We start from the raw sequence: 22,826 nt of genomic DNA on the forward strand, positions 1-22,826 counted from the left end.
TCCTGATCGATGACATTGAGTCGATCTGACTCAACTCTCTGTCAGGAACAACGCCATGGGCGGCGGAGGATTCCGCGTCGGCGTGCGCCGACAGCGAACGACCACGAGCGACGACATGGATGCCGCGACTCGTGCCCGTCGCATCCGCAACCGGTTCGTGGTGGCGGCGGTGCGAGGTCGACGCGACGAGCGCGATCAGCCAGGCGAAGACGAGCGCGAAGGCGACGATCTCGAAGACCGTGAGGTTGAACCAGCCGAGCACGTCGTACCCGACCATCGCCACGACCTCGGCGGCCAACGCGAGGTACGAGAAGCAGGCGAAGCCGCGCGGCATGCGCTGTGCGTACCAGCGCGTGCCGAGGCACAGCGACGCGAACGCCGCCGCCGCGAGCAGGGCGAACGCGTTGTGCAGCACCGGGACGCGGTCGATCGGCACGGCACCGACCCCCATCAGGCCGAAGCCGACGAGACCGATGTGCACCCGCATCGACGTGCGAGCTCCGCGCCGGATGCCGAATGGGCCGATCACGAGCGCCCGCGTGAGCGCCCCCGAGAGCCCGGCCATGCCCGCACCCGACACGATGACCGCGACGTTGAAGCAGACGGCCGCGAGATCGTTCGACGTGCCGAGCGTCGAGAAGTTGCGGGTCCACCAGTCGCCCGTGGGCGTGATGCTCATGCTCGCGAGGCTGCCGGCCGCGAGCAGCATCGCGACGAGGTTGAAGGTGCGGTACGCCTCGTGGTCGATCGAATGACGATGCAGCCGATAGGTGCCGAGCCCGAAGAGCCCGCCGAGCAGCAGTCCGTAGAACTCGTGCCCGCCCGGCAGCGGATCGAACGCGGCCGCCGTGAAGTGCACCGCGAGCATCGCGAGCGCCGCCCACGTGAAGCCGTTCGCGACCGCGCGTGGACCCGCGCCGAGACCCGGCAGCCGCAGATGGGCGATCGCGGCGAGGCTCGTGCGCGACGCCGACGCGACGAGCAGCGCGGCACCGACGACGGCGCCGCCTGCGATGGCCGGCACCAGTCCCGCCGGGTCGAGGCTCAGGGTTCCGTCGTGCGCGAGCGCCCCCTCGCGCGCGAACAGTGCGCTGTGCTCGAGCGCCCGGTAGAGCACGATCGAGACCGCCGCGGCGATGAGCAGGGCGTAGAGACGACGAACGATCGAGGTCACCCGCGACGTCGGCGTGACCGCGGTCGGGGTGGCGACGGTGGGCGTCGCGACGGTCCGCGCGACCGCGGCCGGGCCGTTGACCGCGACCTCGACCGCACGAGCCGCGGGCACGCCGAACGGCCGACCGTGCGTCTCGCGCTCGCCGGCGCCCTGCTTCTTCGGGACGACGCCGGCGATCGCGAAGTCCAGGCCGAATGAGGCGGAGTGCTCCCCCGCGTATGCACCGCTCATCGGTCGAAACCCTCGATCAGGGAAATCAGCTGTCAAATGAGCTTACTTATCCTCCCTGAGCCCCGCCATCACGCGGATCGGATGAGTCGTCCGGCACCGGAGACACCCCTCCGCCCCTGTGAAACGGATACACTACCGGGGTATCCCATCGCGAGGAGGTGGTCGCCGATGCTCGACGGCATCCGCCGCACGGCGCTGCCCGGCTCGCGCACCGCACGCGCGACGCTGCTCGGCGTCGTCGCGATGGCCGCGCTCATCGTCGGACTGCTGGCGATGCACGCGTCGGGCTCCGGCCCCGAGCACTCGGTGCATGTCACGGCGGCAACCGCCGCGACCGACGCCGACGAGATGCACGCCGTCGGCCACGAGGCATCCCTCGGCCACACGCACGACGCGCCCGCCGACCCGGTCGGGTGCGCACTCATGATGATCGGCTGCGTCATGCTCGCCGCTGCGGGCGTGCTGATCGTCGCCGCCGCGCCCCGCCGCCTGGGCGCGGTCACGAGGCCGCTCGAGCTCGCCGTCGCGCATCCGGTGGCCGTGGCGTCACCCAGGCCACCGAGCCTCGTCGCACTCTCCATCAGCCGGACCTGAATCACGATCACCCGGCGGCGCCGGCACCCTCGACGCCTCGAGCCGCTCCGGCGCGCCGCATCCAGATCAGTGACGAAACAGATTCCGCAGAGAGAAGCGACCCATGAACACCACGAAGACCCTGCGTGCCGCAGCCGCGGCCGCGCTCGCCCTCACCGCCGCCATCGCCCTCGCGGCGTGCACCGCCTCGGGCGGCACCTCGAACGGCTCCGCCGCAAGCGGCGGGGAATCGGCGAACGACGCGGACGTGATGTTCGCGCAGATGATGATCCCGCACCACGAGCAGGCCGTCGAGATGAGCGACGACCTGCTCGCCAAGGACGGCGTCGATCCCGCCGTGCGCGAGCTCGCGACGCAGATCAAGGCCGCGCAGCAGCCCGAGATCGACCAGCTGAACGAGTGGCTCGACGCGTGGGGCGCGGGCGGGGACTCGATGCCGGGCATGGACCACGGCTCGGGCTCGGGCATGGACCACGGCGACGGCATGATGTCGGAGGACGACCTGGCCGCCCTCGCCGACGCCACCGGGGCGGAGGCATCCCGACTGTTCCTCGAGCAGATGATCGTGCACCACGAGGGTGCCGTCGAGATGGCCGAGGCCGAGCTCGCCGACGGCGAGCACTCGGGCGCGACCGAGATGGCGCGCACGATCGTCGACACCCAGACCGCCGAGATCGCGACCATGCGGCAGTTGCTCGGCGACGGGTGATCGCGGCCGGCCCTTCGAGCGCGCGCTTCGCGCATCGTCGGCGCTGAACGCCGAAGCGGCCCCGCCTTCGGGCGGGGCCGCTTCGTTCGTCACGCCGCGATGCGGTCACGCCGACGCGGTGTCACGGGTGCTTCGGTCAGGCGCGGGGGTCGACCTCGGACCGGCGCTCACTCTCGAGCTGCGCCTCGCCCTCGTGCAGCACCTCGCGGTCGGCCGCACTGAGCGCTGCCTCGCCCTCCTCGCCCTCGGAGATGACCTCGTCCTCCTCGAACGACATGCGCAGGTTGCGCGTGAAGAAGCGCGTGATCGTCAGCAGCACGACGACGCCGACCGCCAGCCAGATGAGGCCGTAGATCATCGCGTCGATGTTGAGGTTGACCCAGAGCAGCACCGTGAGCGCGATGCCGATGACCGGCAGCACGATGTTGCGGAAGATCTGCGAGAAGCCCTTCACCTGCTTGTTGCGCACCGCGAAGTGCAGGATCACCGTCACGTTCACGATCGTGAACGCGATGAGCGCACCGAAGTTGATGAGCGTGAAGATGAAGTCGAGGTCGGCGACCGCGGCACCGAGCGACACGACGCCGACGAAGATGACGGCGATCGCGGGCGTGCGGTACTTGGGGTGCACGTACGAGAAGAAGCGCGAGATCGGCCCGGTGCCGTTGCGGCCCATCACGTAGATCATGCGCGAGACGCTCGCGTGCGATGCGAGGCTCGACGCGACCGCAGCGGCGACCGCAGCCGAGACGAAGAAGATCTGGAAGATGATGCCGCCGACCGAGTACGCGATCTCGGGGAGCGCGGTGCCCTCGAAGCCTGCGTCGGTCGGGAAGAGCGCCTGCGCGAACCAGCCCGCGGTGAAGAAGATGAGTCCGCCGAAGAGCAGCGCGAGCACGATCGCCTTGGGCACGATGCCCGCATCCTTCGCCTCTTCGGTGTACATCGTGATCGCGTCGAATCCGATGAACGAGAAGCACACGATGGTCGCGGCGCTCACGACCGCCATCACCTGCACGTTCGCGTGCCAGAACGGCTCGAGGGTGAACGGCGTGCCGTCGCCGGCACCCTGCGCGAGGGCCGACCACGAGAGCACGATGAACACGGCGATGAGCACCACCTGGAAGATGAGCAGCGTGCCGTTGACCTTCGACGTCGACGAGATGCTCCACAGGTTGAGCAGCGTGATCACGGCGACGTAGCCGATGACCCACACCCATCCCGACACGTCGGGGAAGAACGACTCGAGGTACTGGCGCACGAGCAGCGCGTTGACGAGCGGCAGCAGCAGGTAGTCGAGCAGCGCCGTCCAGCCGACGAGCCAGCCGAAGTTCGGGTGGATGGTCTCCGACGCGTAGGTGTACGCCGAACCCGCCGAGGGGTAGACGCGGGTCATGCGGCCGTAGCTGATCGCCGTGAACAGCATCACGATGAGGGCGAAGGCGTACGCGAGCGGAACGACTCCGCCGCTCTCCTCGGAGACGTAGCCGAAGGTGTCGAACACCGTCATCGGCGTCATGTAGCCGAGGCCGAGGCCGACGATCGCCCACAGGCCGAGCGAACGCTTCAGCGTGGTGGGCGCCATGGTGGCGGGTCGGGTCATCATCGATCCTCTCGGGGGAACTTCGTTGGTCGAGCACGGCGACGTTACCCGATCGTCGAGTGAGCGGGAACGACACTGTGTCCAGTCGAGCACTGCGGACCATCCAGTCTGTCCATCGACAGGCGGGATTCAGACCGCCGGATCACAGTACACGACGACTGCGGAATCAGTTGCATGGGCATGAATTCGCCGACGAATCGGGCGGTCGACCTCGTAACACACCGTCGAAAAGCCCCGTCCGCGTCGGGCGCGTGGTGACGGCACGAAATCGCCCCCGAAAACGACGAAGGCGGTTCGCATTCCGCGAACCGCCTTCTCTCGTGCGCCCGGAGGGACTCGAACCCCCAACCTTCTGTTGCCTGATCCGGCACCTTCCGAGATCTCCGGACGGCTCCGACCGCATATTTCCGCGGGAGTCGTGATCCTCTGATGATCCGGGGAGTCTCGCGAGATCCGGGGAGATATCGCAAAAGAGGTGGGTAAAAAGGTGGGCAGATCGGGCGGCGTCGATCCCGGGCCGTTTCCAGCGCCAGCCCTAGAGAACCGGCCTTGAAAGCCAACGAGTGATCGCCGCCGCAGCATCCTCTCGCGAGAGGCCGAGGGCGTCACAAAGAGCGCGGAACGTGCCGACCGTCATCGCCCGCTCACAGTCGAGGTAGTAGTGCAGCGTGCGGAGTTGGAGACCGGCCCGGCGTGCGAGTTCGGCCTTCGGCATCCCGCGGGCGCGCCGGGTTGCTTCGAGCACGTGGCTCGCTGCGCGGTCCTCACTCGTAATCGGTCGCACGGTCACGGGGTCGAGCCTATCCAGGGCGGCCGATCCGCGTTCAGTCACCTCATTTTGTACCGCATTTTGTATCAGCGCTGGGAGGAAATGGAAGTGGCGAGGCGCGGGGTTGCCGTCGCGTCCCGCTTAAAAAATCGGGGATCTCTCGCGCGCGCGTGTGCGCGCGCACACGCGAAGCGTTACGTAAGTCGGAGATGGAAAGTTAAGTAGTTAAGTTTCTGTCCCACCCGGAGCGGAACAGTTCACTGGGTGAGTTGTTCCGCCTTAAGCGGAACAGGCGTTTGAGGTTGTGGATAACCGGCTAGTTGTTCCGCCTAAGCGGAACAGGGCAGAGCGGCCCGCGGCGGGGGCGTAGACAGCGGGCGGCGCCCGGTGGGGCGACGGGTCGAGGGGTGACCGGCTCGGGCCTCAGAACGGCGTGGGGCCGTAGTAGGCGGCGGGTTCGACGTGGGCGGGGTCGTGACAGTCGGGCGGGCAGGAGATCGACGGGTCGTAGCGGTTGGATACCCACGTGTTGCGCGGCCCGCCCTTGCCCCGGACGAACGTGATTTCTCCGCGGTCGGCGAGTTTCTGCACGGCGCGCCATGCCGTCGTTCGGTTGCATCCGACGAGTTCGGCGATGGTCCGAAGTGACGGGTAGGGGTTGCCAGATCCGTTGTGCATGATGATGACGGCGAGCGCGAGTCGATATCGCGGGTTCGTCTCGCGCGTGTGCGCGAGGGCGATTCGTTGTTGTTGGTCGATATGGCGCACGGCGCGCCCGTCGCGGTCGCGGATCGGCATGACGACGGACCTAGAACAGTGCTTCGGTGCCCCGCGGGCGTCGTGCGGCGCGGCGGTGGCAGCGGATGCAGACGGGGGCGTAGGCGGCCGGGTCGAATGAGTAGGGGTAGCCGCCGACGGTGAATCCGTCGGGCGGGGTGTCGTCGTTGAACGCCCATTCGGCGCCGGGGCGGCCGCACGCGCACGCGCCGGGGTTGCCACGCTCGCGGCGCACGTTCCGATGGGCGCGGCCGTAGACACCGGGCGTTCGGCCGTCGGCGGGCGGATGGTTTCCGCACGAGAGCACGGCGTCTTCGAGCACGTTCCGTTCGTCGGCGTCGACGTAGGCGCCGCACACACACCGGAGCCGGAAACGCTTTCCCCCGAGATGGTCCGTGACGGTGAGATCCGAGACGACGAGACCGACGTAACAGCGCCGGACGCCGTACAGAGGGACACCCGACGGGTTCGCTTTCGTGTCCATCGCGTGCCCCCCTTCTGGCTTTGATGCTCAGCGGTTCGCGAGGGCTTCGGTGACGAGTTGCACGCGCGTCTTTCCATCGCGCACGACGTGAGTCCGGAGCCATTCGGCGTGTACGACGTCGACCGCGTTCGCGCATTCGCGGCAGCACGTCATTCTGAATTCGCGACCGCTACGGCCCCTGAACGCTCGCGGCCTCACGACCGGCGCCCCGGCGTGCGGGGGCCGATCGCCGCAGACCGGGCACGTGTCCTGTGCGACACGGGCGGCCGTGCTGGCCGCGGCCGCGGCGGCGGCCTTCGCGTCGGCGACGTGCAGAGCGTGAATTGCGAGCGCCTGGATACGGGCGAGGTCGTCGGGTGACTTCCTGATGCGCCGGATCTCATCGGCGATCGGGAACGTCGCGTATTCGCGGCCGTCGAACACGAATTCGCCGCGTCGGCCAGTGTTGCCGATGGTCCGGTTCGCTTCCCAGTCGGCACGCTGGAGGGCTTCGGCCGCCTCGCGGGCTTCGAGCTCGATTCGTTCATCGATGACGGCCGGGAGGGCCGCAGGATTCGAGAGGTTGTCACGCCAGTAGGGGCGGAGGGCTTCGGGTACGAACGTGTCGGACTCGGGATCATCGAACCCGGCTGGCAGCGCCGGACCATCGTCGACGGTTGAGGGCTTCGAGCGGTTAAACAGGGTCATCGGTAAAACCTTTCGCGTGTTTGGATTGGTGGCTCTCGTCGCGGCTAGCGCGAGTCCCGGGTTCGCTCGGGCGGGATCGTCCGGAGCGATTCGAGATAGGCGTCTACGTCTCCGAGCCGGTAGTAGACGCGGCGGCCGATTTTCAGATAGGGCGGCCCCTCTCCGCGGCCGCGCATTTGGTTGAGTGCCGCAACGGACTTGTGGAGGATCGCCGCAACCTCATCGGTCGTTGCGAGCGGCCCCCGGGTGAGTTCGGGTTGCGGGTGGGTGGTTGCCGCGGGCATCACGCCCCCTTTCGATCGTCGATTGACGACACACTAGGGATCTCCGCGAGCTTTGACAACCCATCCCGATATTTCCCGCTTACCCTACTTCCCCCGTATTTCAATGAAGTTTCTAGGCTCCGACAGGACTAAGCGGGATATTTGCGGGAAATCACGCTAGGCTCTCCCGCATGACGACACCCAAGATTCCCCGGGATCTCCGGATTGATCCGGTCGAGGTCGGGCCGCGTGCGATGGTCCCGGCGTGGGGCGTGGAACGCCCGGCGTCGGTGACCTTGCGATTCGTCGGCGCCGCGGACGGTCGGGATCTGGTCGGGTCATTCGAGATCGGCGCGTCGGGGGTTCACGAGTTGCGAACCCTCACGATCGTCGGAACGGACGATCTGCCGGTGACGACGACGGCGCTCAACCGGGTGCGCGTGCCCGATCTCGTGCGCGCGGTCCGGTCGGCCCTCCACGCGGACGGGATCCACGGGCCGGGGTTCACGGTCCTGCACACGTTCGGCGGATCGTATGCCCCCACGGCCGACGAATGGCGCGATGACGATTACCTCCCGGCGCCGGTCGGCACGGGCGGCGGCGCCCGGTGGCTCGGAACCGATGAGGGTGGGCGGCCGGTCATCGTGCCGGATGACGAATGGCGGCAGATGGTCCGCCGTCACGGGCCGACGAGTGTCGTCGGCACTCGGACGACGGCCGCCCTGTACCGGTTCGGTGAGTCCCACGGGCGGGCACCCGGCGGGTTCGTCGGGGAAACGCTCGGGATCAGTCGGACCGCGACGAGTCGTTGGGTCGCCGCGGCCCGCGAGGCCGGAACGCTGGATCCGTCGACACGAAAGCCACGAAAGGGAAACACGAATGCCTAGGCCGCCGCTCCCCGTCGGAACGTGGGGCAAAATCACCCGCTCAGAGGTCACGCCCGGGAAATGGCGCGCCCGGGCGACGTATCGCGAGTACACCGGTCACACGACCCGCGTCGAGGCGTGGGGGACGTCGGGCGCGGCCGCGCAACGCACCCTAGAGGCGCGTCTCCGCGAGCGCGAAGCGGCGGGGTCCGGGGGCGACGAGATCCGGCCCGAACTCCGGTTGCGCGATCTCGGCGCGCTCTGGTTCGACGAGATCGCAGACAGCGACCGTTCCCCGTCGACGGTCGCTCGCTACCGGGAGGTGTACGACCGGGCGATCGTTCCCGGGGTCGGCGAACTCCGGATCCGCGAGGCGACCGTTCCGGCGATGGACCGGTTCTTGAAAGCGACCGCGAAAGCATCGCTCAGCACGGCGCGGCACGCGCGCGTCATCTTGTCGGGGATGCTCGGCATGGCGGTTCGGCATGGCGCGATCCGGACGGATCCGATCCGCGAGGTTGCCGCGTTCCGGTCACCGAAGTCGGAGGTTCGCGCGCTCAGCGTCGACGACGTGCGCGCGCTCCGGGAGGGCGTGCGGGGGTGGGTCGACGATCCGGAACAGGCGGGGCGGCGCCGGAACCCCGATATTCCGGACGTCGTGGATATCTTGCTTGCGACCGGCGCCCGCATCGGGGAGTTGTGCGCGCTCCGGTGGGATGACGTCGACCTCGCGGCCGAACGGCCGACGGTGACGATCAGCGGAACCGTCGTCCGGGTGCCCGGCGAGGGGATCATTCGGCAGGATCACCCGAAGACGGCCGCCGGGCATCGCACGGTCACGTTGCCACGGTTCGCCGTCGAGACCCTGATGCGGCGCCGGGTCGAGTCGGGCGGGACACCGAACCCGATGAATCTCGTGTTCCCGTCGACCACCGGAACTCTCCGGGAGACGGCGAATCTGCACCGGCAATGGCGCGACGCGCGAGCGGCGGCCGGGTTCGATTGGGTCGTTCCGCACACGTTCCGAAAGACGGTCGCGACCATGATCGATCGCGAGTACTCGACCCGGGACGCGGCATCCCAATTGGGGCACTCCGGAACGGCCGTGACCGCGAAGCACTACGTGGCGAAAGCGATCATGGCGCCCGACGTTTCGGCCGCGCTCGAACCGCTCGGGGAACCGTAGTCAAAACGAGTTTCGGGTGAGTAAAAGGGGGATCCGCTTGAATCCGCCCGAAAACGAAACCGCCCCTCATCTGCATAAGTGCTGATGAGGGGCGGTTTTTCTCGTGCGCCCGGAGGGACTCGAACCCCCAACCTTCTGATCCGTAGTCAGATGCTCTATCCATTGAGCTACGGGCGCATCAGATGCCGCCTGGCGCTTGCTTCGCGATCAGGCAACCACGTAACTCTAACCTACGTCACGCGTGATCGCCAATCGAGGGCGGGCAGCCCCGGCCGCGGCATCCGAGAACAGGCACTTCGGGGCGACCCGCCGCGGAACGACGCCGCAGCACGGCGCGGCGCGCAGAAGTGCCTGCAGAACGACCGCGCGCCCTACCCCTTCACCGCGCCCCCAAGCCCGGCGCCCCGCAGGAACAGCCGCTGGAACACGAGGAACAGCGCCACCGGGATGAGCGTCGAGATCGCGAGCGCCGCGAGGAACACGTCGAGCTCGGTCTGCGACTGCACGGCGGGCAGCCGCACCGACAGCGGCTGGATCGCCGGGTCGGGCAGCACGAGCAGCGGCCAGAGGAAGTCCTTCCACGCGGCGATCACGGCGAACACCGACACGACGCCGATGATGGGCTTCGACATCGGCAGCACGATCGACCAGAACAGGCGCAGCGGCCCGGCACCGTCGGTGCGCGCCGCCTCGAACACCTCGCGCGGCAGCCCGTCGAAGAAGCGCTTCACGAGCAGGATGTTGAACGCATTCGCCGCGGCCGGCAGCCACACGGCCCAGTAGGTGTTGAGCAGCGACGTGTCGATGAGCGGCGGATGCAGCACCGTGAGGTACAGCGGCACGAGCAGCACCACCGCCGGGATGAAGAGGGTCGCGAGCACGAGCGCGTTCAGGAGGGGCGCGTACTTCGGCCGCAGCACCGAGAGCGCGTAGCCCGCGGTGGTCGCGATGAACACCTGGAAGAACCACGACCCCGCGGCGACCCACACCGTGTTGAGGAAGTACTGGTCGATGTGGATGTCGTTCCACGCGGTGCCGAGGTTCGCCCAGTCGATGCCGCTCGGCCACAGCTCGAACGGGTGGCTCAGCGTGTCCTGCGTGGTCGACACGGCCGACTTCGCGAGCCACAGCAGCGGGCCGAGGCCGGCGACCACGAGCCCGACGAAGAGCACGAGGTGCACGCCGGTCATCGAGACGCGCACCGGGCCGCGGCGTCGGTCGGAGGCGGCGAGCACCCCGCGGTCGTTCGACGCGTCGGGTCCGCGTCGGCCGCGGCCGGGGCCGCCGGATCGGCCCCGGCCGGACCCGGGCGCACGGGCGACGGCGATCCGGGTCGCACGGGTGGTGGGGGCGGTCATTCGGTGCTCCAGCGTTCGGTGAGCTTGAAATAGGCCCAACTCAGCAGGCCGAGGAAGATCGCGAGCATCAGGCTCAGCGCGGTCGCCTCGCCGTAGTCGCCGCCGAGGCTGTTCTGGAAGGCGTAGCGGTAGATCAGCAGCAGGATCGTGAGGGTCGCGTTGTTCGGCCCGCCGCTCGTGAACAGGAACGGCTCGAGGAACACCTGAGAGGTCGCGATGACCTGCAGGATCAGCATGATGAAGAGGATGCCGCGCAGCTGCGGCAGCGTGACGTGCCAGATCTTGCGCCAGATGCCGGCGCCGTCGACCTCGGCCGCGTCGTACAGCTCGGGCGGCACGGCGATGAGCGCCGCGAGGTAGATGATGATCGAGCCGCCGGCCGCCGCCCACGTCGCCTCGATGACGAGCGACGGCATCGCGGTCGCGGCCGACTGCAGCCACGGCTGCGGCGGGATGCCGACGCAGCCGAGCATCGTGTTGAAGACGCCGTCGGGCGAGGCGTTGTAGAACACCTTCCAGAGCAGCACCGCGACGACCGGCGGCACGACGACCGGCAGGTACGCGAGCGCGCTGTACAGCCCCTTGCCCCGCCGCACCTCGCTCATCATGACGGCCAGCACGAGCGGCAGCGGGAATCCGAGCACGAGCGCGAGCACCGCGAAGTACAGCGTGTTCACGATCGCGACGCCGAGGTTCGGGTCGGCGAGCACCCGCGCGAAGTTGTCGAGGCCGACCCACACGGGCGGTGCGATGAGGTTCGTCTTCTGGAAGCTCATGATCACCGACTGCACGATCGGCGACCAGCTGAACACCCCGAACACGATGAGCATGGGGGCGAGGAACGCGAGGTTCCACAGCCCGCCGCCGCGCACCCACGTCAGCGGGGTGCGGCGGCGTCGGCGGCGCGCGGGTGCGTTCCCGTCGAGGGCGGGGGGATGCCGCGGCGGGGCCTCCGCCGCGGCATCCCGATCGATCATGGTCGTCACTGGTCGAGCAGGGCCTGCGCGTCGACGTCGACCTGCTTCAGCAGCGCATCGATGTCGGCGTTCTCGTCGGTGAGCACCGCCTGCACGAGGTTGTCCATGAGGGCGTAGATGGGCTGCGTCTGGCCCTTGAACTCGCCGACCGGCGTCTGCTCGAAGATGCCGTCGGTGAAGCCCGTCATCTGGTCGAGCGGCACGTTGACGTACGGCTCGATCCAGGTGAGCGACTCCTCGTAGGTGTCGCGGTCGAGCACGGGCAGCACCGGGGTGCCGACCGCCTGGTCGCTCGCGGCGAGCGCCTTCGCGTCGGCGACCGCGGCGTCCTCGTTCAGGAGCTTCTGCATGTAGTACCAGTCGATCCAGGTGACCGCCGCCGCCTTGGTCTCGTCGTCGACCGTGGGCGCGACGACCGCGATGTCGCCGCCGCCGAGCACGCCGCCGCCCTCCTCGGTCGGGATGACGGTGAGGCCGTACTGGTCGGGCGACATGCCGAAGTCGCGCACGAGCGCCGTGTACACGTCGGAGCCCGTCGTGTACATGCCGATGTTTCCGGCAGCGAACTCCTGGTTGATCGAGCCCCAGTCGAGGTCGAAGTTCGACCCCATCGACTTGTCCTCCCAGCGCAGGTCGTGCAGGTACTCGAGCGTCGCCTTCGTCGCGTCGTTGTCGATCGTCGATGTGTAGGTGCCGTCGTCGTTCGCATCCTGCAGCGAGGCGCCGCGCGAGTCGGCCTGCACCGAGAGCTGCCATCCGCCCGTGTTGCCGGTCGTCATGGTCGCGTAGCCGGCCTTGCCGGTCTTCTCGGCGATGGTCTTCGCGGCCGCGCGCACCTCGTCCCAGGTGGTCGGCGGCTGGTCGGGGTCGAGCCCCGCCTGCTCGAACAGGTCGCGGTTGTAGTGCAGGCCGTTCGCGTAGGCCTGCCGCGGGAAGCCGTAGAGCTTGCCGTCGGCGCCCGTGACCTCGGCGAGGATGATCGGGTTGAACTTGTCGGTGTAACCGAGTTCGTCGATCTCATCGGTGAGGTCCATGAGCTGGCCGTTCTCGAGCAGGGTCTTCGAGTCGGTGAACGGCACGGTGAATACGTCGGGCAGGCTGCCGCCCGCGAGCTGTGCGGCGAAGGTCGGCGCGGTCCATTCGTACTCGACGCCGATCACGTCGATGTCGGGGTTGGCCTTCTCGAACTGCTTCTCCTGCTCGGCGAAGGCGTCGTACGCGGCCTGGTCGGCGCCGGGCGGGAAGGTGGCGACCCGCAGTTCGAGCTTGCCGTCGTCGCCGCCCGACGAGTCGGCGCTGCAGGCGGCGAGCGAGCCGGCGACCACGAGGGCGGTGAGCCCCGCGATCGCGATGCTGCGTGATGACTTCATTGTCCTGTTTCCTTTCGGTGCTGTGCTGGGGTGGTGCGGGCTGTTTCCGTGGTGCTGGGGTATCGGTGGTGCTGGGGTGTCGGTGGTGCTGGGGTACCGGTGGTGCCCGGGTTCGTAATGCGGTTCAGGGATGCCTCGGCGCCGGCGCCGTGCGGAGCCAGGCCGTCGCATCGGTCGGGAGCATGCCGGCCTCGAGCGGGGCGCTCGCGAGCAGGATGCTCTCGTGGTCGGGCAGGGCGACGGGCGCCCGCCCGAGGTTCGTGATCGAGACGAGGTCGTCGCCGCGGCGGAAGCAGAGCACGTCGTCGCCGTGCTCGAGCCAGGCCATCGGTCCGTCGCCGAGCGCGGCCTCGCGCCGACGCAGCCGCAGCGCCTGGCGGTAGAGCCAGAGCATCGACGACGGGTCGGCCTGCTGGGCCTGCACGGTGAGCCCCGCCCATTCGGCGGGCTGCGGCAGCCAGGGCGCCGCGCCGGCGCTCTCGCCGCCGCCGGTTCCGTCGGGCCCGAACCCGAACGGCGCCGACGTTCCGCGCCAGGGCAGCGGCACGCGGCATCCGTCGCGGCCGGGGTCGACACCGCCCGAGCGGAAGTGCATCGGGTCCTCGAGCACCTCGCGCGGCAGCTCGACCTCGGGCAGGCCGAGCTCGTCGCCTTGGTAGAGGTAGAGCGAGCCGGGCAGTGCCGCCGTGAGCAGCGCCGCCGCGCGGGCCCGGCGGGTGCCGAGCACGAGGTCGGTCGGCGTGCCGAAGCGCTTCTTCGCGAACGCGAACGACGAGTCGTCGCGGCCGTACCGGGTGACCGGGCGGGTGACGTCGTGGTTCGAAAGCACCCAGGTGCTCGGGGCGCCGACCGGGGCGTGCGCGTCGAGCATGAGGTCGATCGACGCGCGCAGCTCGGCGGCGTCCCACGGGCGCGCCATGAAGTCGAAGTTGAACGCCGTGTGCATCTCGTCGGGGCGCAGGTAGGCCGCGAAGCGGGAGGCATCCGGCACCCAGACCTCGCCGACGAGCACGCGCGTGCCCTCGTACGAGTCGGCGATGCGCCGCCAGGAGCGGTACACGTCGTGCACCTCGTCGCGGTCCTCGGTGGGGTGCTGACCGGCGGCGACGACCTCGGGCACCTCCGGCAGCGCCGGGTCCTTGATGAGCAGGCCCGCCGAGTCGATGCGCACGCCGGCGACGCCGCGGTCGAACCAGAACCGCAGGATGTCCTCGTGCTCGGCGCGCACGTCGGGGTGGTTCCAGTTGAGGTCGGGCTGCTCGGGCGTGAAGAGGTGCAGGTACCACTCCCCCGGCGTGCCGTCGGGGTTCACCGTGCGGGTCCAGGTGTCGCCCTGGAAGTTCGAGACCCAGTGCGTCGGCATCTCGTCGCCGCCCGCCCCCTTGCCCGGGTGGAACCAGAAGCGCTCGCGCTCGGGGCTGCCGGGCCCGGCTGCGAGGGCCGCCTCGAACCAGGGATGCCGCGAGCTCACGTGGTTCGGGACGATGTCGATGATCGTGCGGATGCCCCGGCCGGCGGCCGCGGCGATGAGCTCCTCGGCGTCGGCGAGGGTGCCGAAGGCGGGGTGGATATCGCGGTAGTCGGCGACGTCGTACCCGCCGTCGGCGAGGGGGCTCGGGTACCAGGGGTTGAACCAGAGCGCGTCGACGCCGAGGTCGGCGAGGTAGTCGAGGCGGCTGAGCACGCCGCGCAGGTCGCCCGTGCCGTCGCCGTCGGAGTCGGCGAAGCTGCGCACGTACACCTGGTAGATGACGGCGCTGCGCCACCAGAGCGGGTCGTGCGCGAGCGCGGGCGGCACGGTGCCTGGGGCGTCGGTGAGCGGCATGGTCACGCGGTCGTTCTCCTCGAGTCGGGCGGGTTCGCGCCGGCTGGAGGGAGACGCCGGCGTCGATGCGCCTCAACGTAATGAGAGCAACAGAATGATGCAACTATTCAACAATCGAGCACAGATTTGCGACAGCTTGCGTCGAATTGCGGCAGCGGCTTGCAGAAACCCCTCCGCTGGTTGAGGAGCGCCGACGCGCAGCGGCGACGCGTCTCGAAACCCGGTGAGCCGCTCTCGGGAACCAGGCCATCCGGGTTTCGAGACGCGTGCTCCTTCGTCGCTCGCTCCTCAACCCACGGACGGAGACGGTCAGCGGGCCGCCGGCGCCGTCGAGCCGCGCACCACGAGCTCGGGCGCGAAGAACACCTCGTCGCCGATCGCGCGCTCGCTCGACATCTGGCGCATGAGCAGCTCGATGATCATCTTGCCCATCGACTCGATCGGCTGGCGCACGGTCGTCAGCGGCGGCTCGGTGCAGTTCATGAGCGCGGAGTCGTCGAAGCCGATCACCGACACGTCCTCGGGCACGCGCAGCCCGGCGCGCCGTGCGGCGCGCACGGCGCCGAGCGCCATCGGGTCGCTCGCGCAGACGATGCCCGTGACGCCCGCGGCGAGCAGCTTCGCCGCGGCCGTCTGGCCCGACTCGAGCGAGTACAGCGAGTGCACGATCCGCTCGTCGGGCAGGTCGATGCCGAGCCGCTCGGCCATCACGCGGGCCGCCGCGAGCTTGCGCTGCGAGGGCACGTGGTCGCGCGGCCCGAGCAGCAGCCCGATGCGCTCGTGCCCGAGCTGCGCGAGGTGCCCGAGCGCCTGTTCGGCCGACACCGCGTCGTCGCACGACACCGTGGCGAAGCCGAGTCCGTCGATCGGCGCGTTGACGAGCACGGTGGGCAGCTTGAGCTCGCGCAGTCGTTCGTAGTGGTCGTGGTTGACGTCGGCCTGGGCGTACGCGCCGCCCGCGAAGATGACACCCGAGACCTGCTGGTGCAGCAGCAGCTCGACGTAGTCCGACTCGGAGATGCCGCCCGCCGTCTGGATGCAGAGCACGGGCGTGAACCCGTTCTGCGCGAGCCCGCCACCGATGACCTCGGCGAGCGCGGGGAAGATCGGGTTCTGCAGCTCGGGCATGACTAACCCGACCAGGCGCGCACGTTCGCCGCGCAGCTTCGTCGGTCGCTCGTAGCCGAGCACGTCGAGCGCGGTGAGCACGGCGTCACGGGTCGACGGCGAGACGCCGGGCTTGCCGTTGAGCACGCGGCTCACCGTCGCCTCGCTCACTCCGACCTTGCGTGCGACGTCCGCGAGCCTTCTCGACATGGCCGCAATCGTACGCGAGACGCTGCAAGAACTCGACAATCCTGCGAGAGCCGGTGGGGATGCCTCGTCAACCCCTTGCCCGCCCGGTCGGTGCGCCGCCAGCATCGAGCCGAGGGGGTCACGATGACGAAAGAGGCCACCGAGGCACCGGCAGCGAAGGCCGGCGAGCACGGACTCGTCCGGTGGCTTCGCGAGCACGCGCTCATCGTCGTCTGCCTCGCGATCTTCGTGCTCTGCATGGCCGGCATGGCCGCGACGGGATTCCAGGTCTACAACGAGGAGCAGCTCGACCACGGCGGGAGTCCCGTCGGCTTCGTCGAGTACCTGGGTTCGGGCCACTTCATCGAGGCGACGTTCGAGAACTGGGAGTCGGAGTTCCTGCAGATGGGCGCGTACGTCGTGCTCACGGTGTTCCTCTTCCAGAAGGGCTCGAGCGAGTCGAAGCCGCTCGGCGAGCGGACCCCGCAGGACGAGGACCCACGCGAGGCGGAGGTCGGCCCCGACACCCCGTGGCCCGTGCGCCGGGGCGGGCTCGTGCTCGTGCTCTACGAGAACTCGCTCGCGATCTTCTTCTTCGTGCTCTTCTGCCTCTCCTTCTTCCTGCACGCGGTCGGCGGGGCCGAGACGTATTCCGAGGAACAGCTGCAGCACGGCCTGCCCGGCGTGACGGTGTGGCAGTACCTCGGCACGGCACAGTTCTGGTTCGAGTCGATGCAGAACTGGCAGAGCGAGTTCCTCGCGGTCGCAGCCATCGTCGGGGCCTCGGTCCTCCTGCGCCAGCGCGGCTCGCCCGAGTCGAAGCCCGTCGCGACGCCGCACCACGAGACCGGCTCGTGAGACCGGTCGGCCCCGCGCCGCACACTCCCACCGGGTGGCCCGCGACGACTAGAGTTCGGGTATGGGCAAGCTCATCTACAACTCGTCGAACCGCGAGCTCGACATCGACGACCGCACGCTCGCCCACCTGCGCATCGCGATCATCAACAAGCTGCGCCGCGGCGAGAGCTTCGCACTGACCTGGGAGCACGGCGTCGCCAACGGCAGCGGTCGCACGACCCTCTGGCTCAACGAGTCGATCCCCCTGCAGTTCGTGTTCAGCGGCAACCGCCAGCCGAAGCTCAACCGGCTCTGGGTCGAGCAGTTGCTGATGTCGGCAAACAGCACCGCGGGCCTCCACTACGTGCCCGAGCCCGACGAGACCGAGGAGTTCGAGGGCGACTGACCTTCGCCGGGCCGATCAGCCCCGGCGTCGTCGGTCAGTCGACCGCCTCGATCTGCGTCAGCACGAACCGCTGCTCGGCCTCGGTGAGACGATCGGGCGCGGATGCCGCGGTGATGGCCTCGATCTCGATGATCACGGTCTCGTCGAGCGGCGCCGTCAGGTCGTCGAGCACGAGATGCCTCGCCCTGATCGAGAGGTGCGGCCACCAGCGCTCGATCTCGGCGCGCCCTTCGTCGACGGATTCCATGCCGCACCACCTCCGCGGCCCGCATCGGATGCGCGCCCTGTTTCTCGTCTACCAGCACCTCCGTCGAGCGGCAAGCCCCTCGCCACGACCGGGGCCGCCGCCTAGCGTGGCTCGGCATGGCACACGATGCCCGCCCGCGCCGACCGGCGCCGGGTGAACCGAGCAGGACGGAGGAACGGCCATGACCACGACCGTGACGGCGACGACCGAGGTGGAGGTTCCCATCCGGGTCGCCTACGACCAGTGGACCCAGTTCGAGACCTTTCCCGAGTTCATGACGGGGGTCGAGCAGATCACGCAGCTCGACGACGAACTCACCCACTGGGTGGTCTCGATCGGCGGGGTGCGACGCGAGTTCGACGCCGACATCGGCGACCAGGTGCCCGACCGGCACGTCGCCTGGCGCAGCGTCGGCGAGGTCGCGCATCGCGGCATCGTCGAGTTCACCCCCGAGGGACCCGACCGCACGCGCGTCGACCTCGAACTCGAGTGGGAGCCCGAGGGCTTCGTCGAGAACGCCGGCGCCGTGCTGCAGATCGACGATCTGCAGGTGAAGAACGACCTGCGTCGCTTCAAGGACTTCATCGAGCACCGCGGAGCCGAGACGGGCGCGTGGCGCGGCGAGGTCCATGGCGGGGAGGCGACGAGCGACGGCGGTTACGTGCCCGGGAGCACGCCCCCGCCCCGTCCGACCGGCGAGCGACGTACGAGTGACGACGGCGTCAGCGGCGCCGATCCCGACATCGCCACCTGAGGTGCGCCGGGGCGAGTTGCGTCAGGGACGCCGGGCCCGTCGTCGGGGTCCGGCGTCCCCGAGGACCCGGCCGGCGTCACGAACCGGCGGCAGACGCCTTCTCCCGGCCCTTGCCCGGCTCGCGGGTATCGGCGCCGTCCCCGTCGTCGACCTCCTGCACGTCGACCCCGACCTGCACGGGCTGGTCCGGCATCGTCTCGATGGGCCCGGTGTCGAGCTGTTCGGGAATCAGCTGGATACCGCCCGTACTGTTCGCCGAGCGCATGAGGTCCTCGATCCACTTGCGGCTCAGGTCGGGCGCCTCGGGCTCGTCGAACACGAATCGCAGCGGAATCGAGGCGTGCAGCCACAGCGTGCTTCGGCCGCGCGCCTGATCGTCGGTGTGACGCCACGAGAGCGTGAAGCTCTCGCCTCGACGCAGCTTCGTGATGATCGCGACCTTCAGATGCGCGAGCGCCCGGTCTTCGATGCCGATGGGGGTACCGGAGTCACCGTAGTAGAGCGTTCCCACAGAATCACCGTATTCCTCTCCCCGCCCGCGGCCTCCCAGATCGGGACGGACGGTCTGCGCATATCCCACATGCACCGAACCGCTCTGTCAATCCCTACCGGCAGCACGGCCGACCTGCATACGGTGGCTGCGATCGAAGGAGGCGAGATGACCGACGCGCTCATCGACCCCACGACGAAGCACACGACCGACCGGTTCCCGCGTCAGGAGCAGGAACCGCCGGGCCTCACCGCGCCGATGGCTCCGCAGCCCGACCACGGCGAGTACAGCTACCGCGGCGCGAAACGCCTCGAGGGCCGCCGGGCCCTCATCACGGGCGGTGACTCCGGCATCGGCCGTGCCGTGGCGATCGCGTTCGCCCGCGAGGGTGCGCGGGTCGCCATCGCGTACCTGCCCGAGGAGCAGGCCGACGCCGACGAGACCGCGGTCTGGGTGACCGATGCCGGCAGCGATCCGCTGCTGCTGCCCGGCGACCTCCGCGACGAGGCCTACTGCACCGAGCTCATCGAGCGCGTCGACCAGGCGTTCGGGGGAATCGACCTGCTCGTGCTCAACGCCGCGCACCAGCGCGACCGCGGCGGCATCGAGGGCGTGCCGAGCGACGACTTCGAGAACGTGATGCGGGTGAACCTCTTCGCACCGGTGTTCCTCGCCCGCGCGGCGGTGCCGCTGATGGAACCGGGGTCGAGCATCATCACGACCGCCTCGATCCAGGGCTTCGAACCCTCGCCCGCGCTCGTCGACTACGCGATGACGAAGGCCGCGCTCGTAGCCTTCACTCGGGCCCTCGCCGAGGAGCTCGGGCCACGGGGCATCCGGGTCAATGCCGTGGCCCCGGGCCCGATCTGGACGCCGCTCATCCCGGCGACCGGGTGGCCCGACAAGCTGCCCGAATTCGGCAAGAACACGCCGATCGGCCGTGCCGGCCAGCCCGCCGAACTCGCGGGCGCCTACGTGTACCTCGCCTCCGACGAAGCGTCGTACGTGTCGGGCGCGATCGTGCCGGTCACGGGCGGCCGCCCGCTCTGAGGGGATGAGCGGGCGAGAAGGGAAGGAGAGATCATGCCAGGACGCAGGAACTCGTCACTCAAGGACCCCGAGCTCTACGAGGAGCTCCGCGACGACGGCGCCTCGAAGGAGAAGGCCGCGCGCATCTCCAACGCGGCGGCGAAGCAGGGCCGCAGCGCGATCGGCCGCAAGGGCGGCAAGCACGGCGACTACGAGGACTGGACCGTCGACCAGCTGAAGAAGCGGGCCAAGGAGATCGGCCTGCACGGGTACAGCGACAAGCGCAAGTCCGAGCTCATCTCGGCCCTGCGCAACCACTGAGCGCGTCGGCCTCGGGTGCGACGCCATGCCGCGCCTGAAGCGGGTCGTGCCCTACGTCTCGCCCGGCTACGCCCGGGTGCGGCGAGGGCGCGGCTTCAGCTACGTGCACTCCGACGGGGGTGCGGCGGGACGCGCCGAGCGTGACCGCATCGCCGACCTCGCCGTGCCGCCGGCGTGGAACGAGGTGTGGATCGCCGACCGTGCGAACGCGCACATCCTCGCGGTCGGCGTCGATGCAGCAGGCCGCCGGCAGTACCTCTACCACCCGGCCTGGCGCGAGCGGCAGGACGCCGAGAAGTTCCAGCGCATGGCCGAGCTCGCCCTCGCCCTGCCGGCGGCGCGCCGCAGCGCGCGCGGCGACCTCGCCGTCGACGGGATGCCACGGGCCCGCGTGCTCGCGGCCGCGTTCACGACCCTCGACCTCGGTGCGATCCGAATCGGCTCGGAGGAGTCGCTCGCCGGGTTCCGCAACCGCGGCCTGACGACGCTGCTCGTGCGCAACGCCGCCGTCGAGACCGCCGACACGGTGCGCTTCCGGTTCCGCGCGAAGGGGGGCATCGCCCAGGAACTGCGGGTCGCCGACGAGCGGCTCGCGGTCTTCGTCGGCGAGGCCGGCGAGCGGTCGGCGGCGGCGCGGCTGTACGCCTGGCGCGAGGGGCCCGCGATGCGCGCGGCGTCGCCCGCCGACGTGAACGACGACATCCGTGCCCGCACGGGCGGCGAGTTCACGGCCAAGGACTTCCGCACGCTGCGCGGCACGCTCGTCGCCGCCGAGCGGCTCGCCGAACTGGGCCCCGAGTCGACGGCACGGGCCCGCGCCGCGGCGGTGCGCGAGGCGATCGGCGCCGCCGCGACCGCGCTCGGCAACACCCCGGCCATCGCCCGCGCCAGCTACGTCGACCCGCGCGTCGTCGACGCGTACGAGCGGGGTGCGGTCGTGGCATCCGGGCGTGATCGCGAACGTCGGCTGCTCGAACTGCTCGGCGGCGACGGCGACGGCGACGGCGCCTGACGATGGCGAGTGCCGGTCGCGGCTGACGCCGGATGACCGGCGCCGGCTGGTCAGCCGCCCAACACCGTCTGCGCGATGCCGATCACGCTCGCGACGCTCATCACGGCGGCGGTGATCCAGCCGAACGTCGCGGCGAGCGGGCCGACCCGGTACCGGCCCATGATTGTTCTGTCTTGCGCGATGATCATGACGATCACGAGGAACGGCGCCGCGACGATCCCGTTGATGAGCGCGCTGAACACGAGCAGCCCCACCGCGTCGGTCGAGAACGTGGCGAGCAGCACCCCGCCGACCGTGCCGATGCCGATGAGCGTGTAGAAGAACGGGTCGCGGCGCGGCGAGTGCGCGAGGCTCCACTCCTTGCCGAGCAGCGCGGCGAGCGCGGCAGAGCCCGCGGTGATGAGCACGGGAACGGCGAGCAGGCCCGAGCCGATGAACCCGAGGGCGAACAGCACGGATGCCGCGGGACCGGCGATGGGCTCGAGCGCGGCCGCGGCGTCGGCGGCGCTCTCGACCTTCTTGCCCTCGGCGCCGAGCGTCGCCGCGGTCGCAACCACGATCGAGAACATGACGACGACCGAGAAGACCATGCCGACGACGACGTCGGCGCGGGTGTCGACGAGCCGGCGTCTCGCACTCCGACGTCGGCGCTGCTGCAGCGGCACCGGCTCGTCACCGCCTTCGGGCTCGTCGCGGAGCTCCTCGACGCGGTCCTCGGTCTGCCAGAAGAACAGGTACGGCGAGATGCTCGTGCCGAGGATCGCCACGATCATGCCGAGATACGCCGGCGACAGGCTGAAGTCGAGCCCGGCGAGGCCGCGCAGCACGTCGCCCCAGTCGACGTTCGCGACGATCAGCACGCCGACGTAGGCGAAGAGGCTCAGGCAGAGCCAGCGGATGACCTTCGCCACGATCTCGAACGACCCGAAGAAGAGCGCGGCGCCGATGCCGAGCCCCGCGACCGCACTCCAGATGTGCGCGGGGCCGGCGCCCACGAGCGCCATCCCCTCGCCGACGGCGAGCAGGTCGGCGGCGACGTTCAGCCCGTTCGCGGCGAACAGGGCGACGAGCAGCAGCAGCACGACCCAGCGCCCGACCCCCGTGAAGCGGCTGCGGGCGAGCGCACCGAGGCTCTTGCCGGTCGCCGAGGCGGTGCGGTCGCAGATCTCCTGCACGGCGATCATGAGCGGCAGCACGAACGGCACCGTCCAGAGCGTGCCGTAGCCGAAGGTCGCTCCGGCCTGCGCATAGGTCGCGATGCCCGAGGGATCGTCGTCGGAGGCGCCCGTGATGAGCCCGGGGCCGAGCAGGCGCAGCACTCGGCGGATGCCGTGGGGCTGCTCGGCGTCGTCGCCCCGTTCCTGCGGCTCCGCGGCGGGGACGTCCCGCCCCGCGGCATCCTCGTCGTGCCTGCGCCTGCCCATCGCACCTCCTGCCGCCATCCGCTGCCCACGCTAGGCCGCGCGGTGATGCGCCCTCAACCGGTTGACGCCGTTCCGACGCCCACCCCGGCAAGCCCATCGAGTCGCCAGAAGATGTCGTTCGTCGGCCGTGGAAGAGC

At 69.7% G+C, this 22,826-nt stretch carries 24 protein-coding genes, 1 tRNA gene and 1 pseudogene; 11 read left to right on the top strand and 15 right to left on the bottom strand.

Features of this window, described 5'->3' with window-relative positions; genetic code table 11:
• The first annotated feature begins 55 nt into the window (after window positions 1-55).
• From MUN74_RS19300 to MUN74_RS07165, 3 genes are all read left to right on the top strand, one after another.
• The gene (locus MUN74_RS19300) at window positions 56-1,372 is read left to right on the top strand and encodes a hypothetical protein (protein ID WP_370647357.1); all 1,317 of its coding nucleotides are present in this window, start codon (window positions 56-58) and stop codon (window positions 1,370-1,372) included.
• Window positions 1,373-1,573: 201 nt separating this feature from the next.
• On the top strand, window positions 1,574-1,999 hold the full coding sequence (locus MUN74_RS07160; RefSeq protein ID WP_244855756.1) for a hypothetical protein: 426 nt from the start codon (window positions 1,574-1,576) through the stop codon (window positions 1,997-1,999).
• Between the two features lie 103 nt (window positions 2,000-2,102).
• Window positions 2,103-2,708, top strand: coding sequence for a DUF305 domain-containing protein (locus tag MUN74_RS07165; RefSeq protein WP_244855757.1), 606 nt, complete (start codon window positions 2,103-2,105; stop codon window positions 2,706-2,708).
• Window positions 2,709-2,844: 136 nt separating this feature from the next.
• Here the strand turns inward: MUN74_RS07165 and MUN74_RS07170 are convergent, their stop codons facing one another.
• The 6 genes from MUN74_RS07170 to MUN74_RS07190 form a co-directional block, all read right to left on the bottom strand.
• Window positions 2,845-4,311 carry an APC family permease gene (locus tag MUN74_RS07170; RefSeq protein ID WP_244855758.1) on the bottom strand — a complete coding sequence of 489 codons (1,467 nt, stop codon included), beginning with the start codon at window positions 4,309-4,311 and terminating at the stop codon, window positions 2,845-2,847.
• Between the two features lie 535 nt (window positions 4,312-4,846).
• Entirely contained in the window at window positions 4,847-5,143 is a 297-nt protein-coding gene (locus MUN74_RS19305) for a helix-turn-helix domain-containing protein (RefSeq protein ID WP_370647358.1), read from the bottom strand.
• 360 nt (window positions 5,144-5,503) lie between these two features.
• Window positions 5,504-5,878 (bottom strand): helix-turn-helix domain-containing protein, encoded by a 375-nt coding sequence (locus MUN74_RS07175; protein ID WP_244855759.1) that lies wholly within the window; start codon window positions 5,876-5,878, stop codon window positions 5,504-5,506.
• A gap of 10 nt (window positions 5,879-5,888) precedes the next feature.
• Window positions 5,889-6,179 (bottom strand): hypothetical protein, encoded by a 291-nt coding sequence (locus MUN74_RS07180; RefSeq protein WP_244855760.1) that lies wholly within the window; start codon window positions 6,177-6,179, stop codon window positions 5,889-5,891.
• 189 nt (window positions 6,180-6,368) lie between these two features.
• Window positions 6,369-7,028 carry a hypothetical protein gene (locus MUN74_RS07185; protein ID WP_244855761.1) on the bottom strand — a complete coding sequence of 220 codons (660 nt, stop codon included), beginning with the start codon at window positions 7,026-7,028 and terminating at the stop codon, window positions 6,369-6,371.
• 44 nt (window positions 7,029-7,072) lie between these two features.
• Complete coding sequence (locus MUN74_RS07190) at window positions 7,073-7,312, bottom strand: helix-turn-helix domain-containing protein (protein WP_244855762.1); 240 nt, start codon at window positions 7,310-7,312, stop codon at window positions 7,073-7,075.
• 170 nt (window positions 7,313-7,482) lie between these two features.
• Between MUN74_RS07190 and MUN74_RS07195 the strand changes: the two genes are divergently transcribed.
• Together MUN74_RS07195 and MUN74_RS07200 are read left to right on the top strand one after the other, a co-directional pair.
• Window positions 7,483-8,178, top strand: a complete 696-nt coding sequence (locus tag MUN74_RS07195) for a hypothetical protein (protein WP_244855763.1) — start codon at window positions 7,483-7,485, stop codon at window positions 8,176-8,178.
• A gap of 220 nt (window positions 8,179-8,398) precedes the next feature.
• A complete protein-coding gene (locus tag MUN74_RS07200; protein WP_244855764.1) occupies window positions 8,399-9,343 on the top strand; it encodes a site-specific integrase in 945 nt (314 codons plus the stop codon).
• A 104-nt stretch (window positions 9,344-9,447) separates the two neighbouring features.
• Here MUN74_RS07200 and MUN74_RS07205 read toward each other — a convergent pair.
• The 6 genes from MUN74_RS07205 to MUN74_RS07230 form a co-directional block, all read right to left on the bottom strand.
• Window positions 9,448-9,520, bottom strand: a tRNA-Arg gene (locus MUN74_RS07205).
• A 194-nt stretch (window positions 9,521-9,714) separates the two neighbouring features.
• Window positions 9,715-10,701 carry a carbohydrate ABC transporter permease gene (locus MUN74_RS07210; protein WP_244855765.1) on the bottom strand — a complete coding sequence of 329 codons (987 nt, stop codon included), beginning with the start codon at window positions 10,699-10,701 and terminating at the stop codon, window positions 9,715-9,717.
• Window positions 10,698-11,678, bottom strand: a complete 981-nt coding sequence (locus MUN74_RS07215) for a carbohydrate ABC transporter permease (protein WP_244856379.1) — start codon at window positions 11,676-11,678, stop codon at window positions 10,698-10,700. Before MUN74_RS07215 ends, MUN74_RS07210 begins: the two co-directional genes overlap by 4 nt.
• Window positions 11,679-11,683: 5 nt before the next feature.
• On the bottom strand, window positions 11,684-13,048 hold the full coding sequence (locus tag MUN74_RS07220; protein ID WP_244855766.1) for an ABC transporter substrate-binding protein: 1,365 nt from the start codon (window positions 13,046-13,048) through the stop codon (window positions 11,684-11,686).
• 124 nt (window positions 13,049-13,172) lie between these two features.
• A complete protein-coding gene (locus tag MUN74_RS07225; protein WP_244856380.1) occupies window positions 13,173-14,873 on the bottom strand; it encodes a glycoside hydrolase family 13 protein in 1,701 nt (566 codons plus the stop codon).
• 309 nt (window positions 14,874-15,182) lie between these two features.
• Window positions 15,183-16,190, bottom strand: coding sequence for a LacI family DNA-binding transcriptional regulator (locus MUN74_RS07230; protein WP_244855767.1), 1,008 nt, complete (start codon window positions 16,188-16,190; stop codon window positions 15,183-15,185).
• Between the two features lie 123 nt (window positions 16,191-16,313).
• Between MUN74_RS07230 and MUN74_RS07235 the strand changes: the two genes are divergently transcribed.
• Window positions 16,314-17,027 (top strand): DUF6766 family protein, encoded by a 714-nt coding sequence (locus tag MUN74_RS07235; RefSeq protein WP_244855768.1) that lies wholly within the window; start codon window positions 16,314-16,316, stop codon window positions 17,025-17,027.
• A 61-nt stretch (window positions 17,028-17,088) separates the two neighbouring features.
• Complete coding sequence (locus MUN74_RS07240) at window positions 17,089-17,412, top strand: DUF7882 family protein (protein ID WP_244855769.1); 324 nt, start codon at window positions 17,089-17,091, stop codon at window positions 17,410-17,412.
• A 34-nt stretch (window positions 17,413-17,446) separates the two neighbouring features.
• Here the strand turns inward: MUN74_RS07240 and MUN74_RS07245 are convergent, their stop codons facing one another.
• The gene (locus MUN74_RS07245) at window positions 17,447-17,659 is read right to left on the bottom strand and encodes a hypothetical protein (protein ID WP_244855770.1); all 213 of its coding nucleotides are present in this window, start codon (window positions 17,657-17,659) and stop codon (window positions 17,447-17,449) included.
• Window positions 17,660-17,840: 181 nt separating this feature from the next.
• On the opposite strand from MUN74_RS07245, the gene MUN74_RS07250 reads away from it, so the two are divergent.
• On the top strand, window positions 17,841-18,413 hold the full coding sequence (locus tag MUN74_RS07250; RefSeq protein WP_370647359.1) for an SRPBCC family protein: 573 nt from the start codon (window positions 17,841-17,843) through the stop codon (window positions 18,411-18,413).
• A 208-nt stretch (window positions 18,414-18,621) separates the two neighbouring features.
• Here MUN74_RS07250 and MUN74_RS07255 read toward each other — a convergent pair.
• A pseudogene (locus MUN74_RS07255) lies at window positions 18,622-18,924 on the bottom strand (DUF7882 family protein); the annotation flags it as partial.
• 147 nt (window positions 18,925-19,071) lie between these two features.
• On the opposite strand from MUN74_RS07255, the gene MUN74_RS07260 reads away from it, so the two are divergent.
• Genes MUN74_RS07260 through MUN74_RS07270 form a run of 3 tightly spaced genes read left to right on the top strand, consistent with a single transcriptional unit; the run spans window position 19,072 to window position 21,265 of the window.
• Window positions 19,072-19,953, top strand: a complete 882-nt coding sequence (locus MUN74_RS07260) for an SDR family oxidoreductase (RefSeq protein WP_244855771.1) — start codon at window positions 19,072-19,074, stop codon at window positions 19,951-19,953.
• A gap of 33 nt (window positions 19,954-19,986) precedes the next feature.
• Complete coding sequence (locus tag MUN74_RS07265) at window positions 19,987-20,253, top strand: DUF7218 family protein (protein WP_244855772.1); 267 nt, start codon at window positions 19,987-19,989, stop codon at window positions 20,251-20,253.
• 25 nt (window positions 20,254-20,278) lie between these two features.
• On the top strand, window positions 20,279-21,265 hold the full coding sequence (locus MUN74_RS07270; protein ID WP_244855773.1) for a DNA topoisomerase IB: 987 nt from the start codon (window positions 20,279-20,281) through the stop codon (window positions 21,263-21,265).
• A gap of 50 nt (window positions 21,266-21,315) precedes the next feature.
• Here MUN74_RS07270 and MUN74_RS07275 read toward each other — a convergent pair whose 3' ends face one another.
• Window positions 21,316-22,689 (bottom strand): NRAMP family divalent metal transporter, encoded by a 1,374-nt coding sequence (locus MUN74_RS07275; RefSeq protein WP_244855774.1) that lies wholly within the window; start codon window positions 22,687-22,689, stop codon window positions 21,316-21,318.
• Between the last annotated feature and the right edge of the window lie 137 nt (window positions 22,690-22,826).

The organism is Agromyces sp. H17E-10, assembly GCF_022919715.1.
Classification (GTDB): Bacteria; Actinomycetota; Actinomycetes; order Actinomycetales; family Microbacteriaceae; genus Agromyces.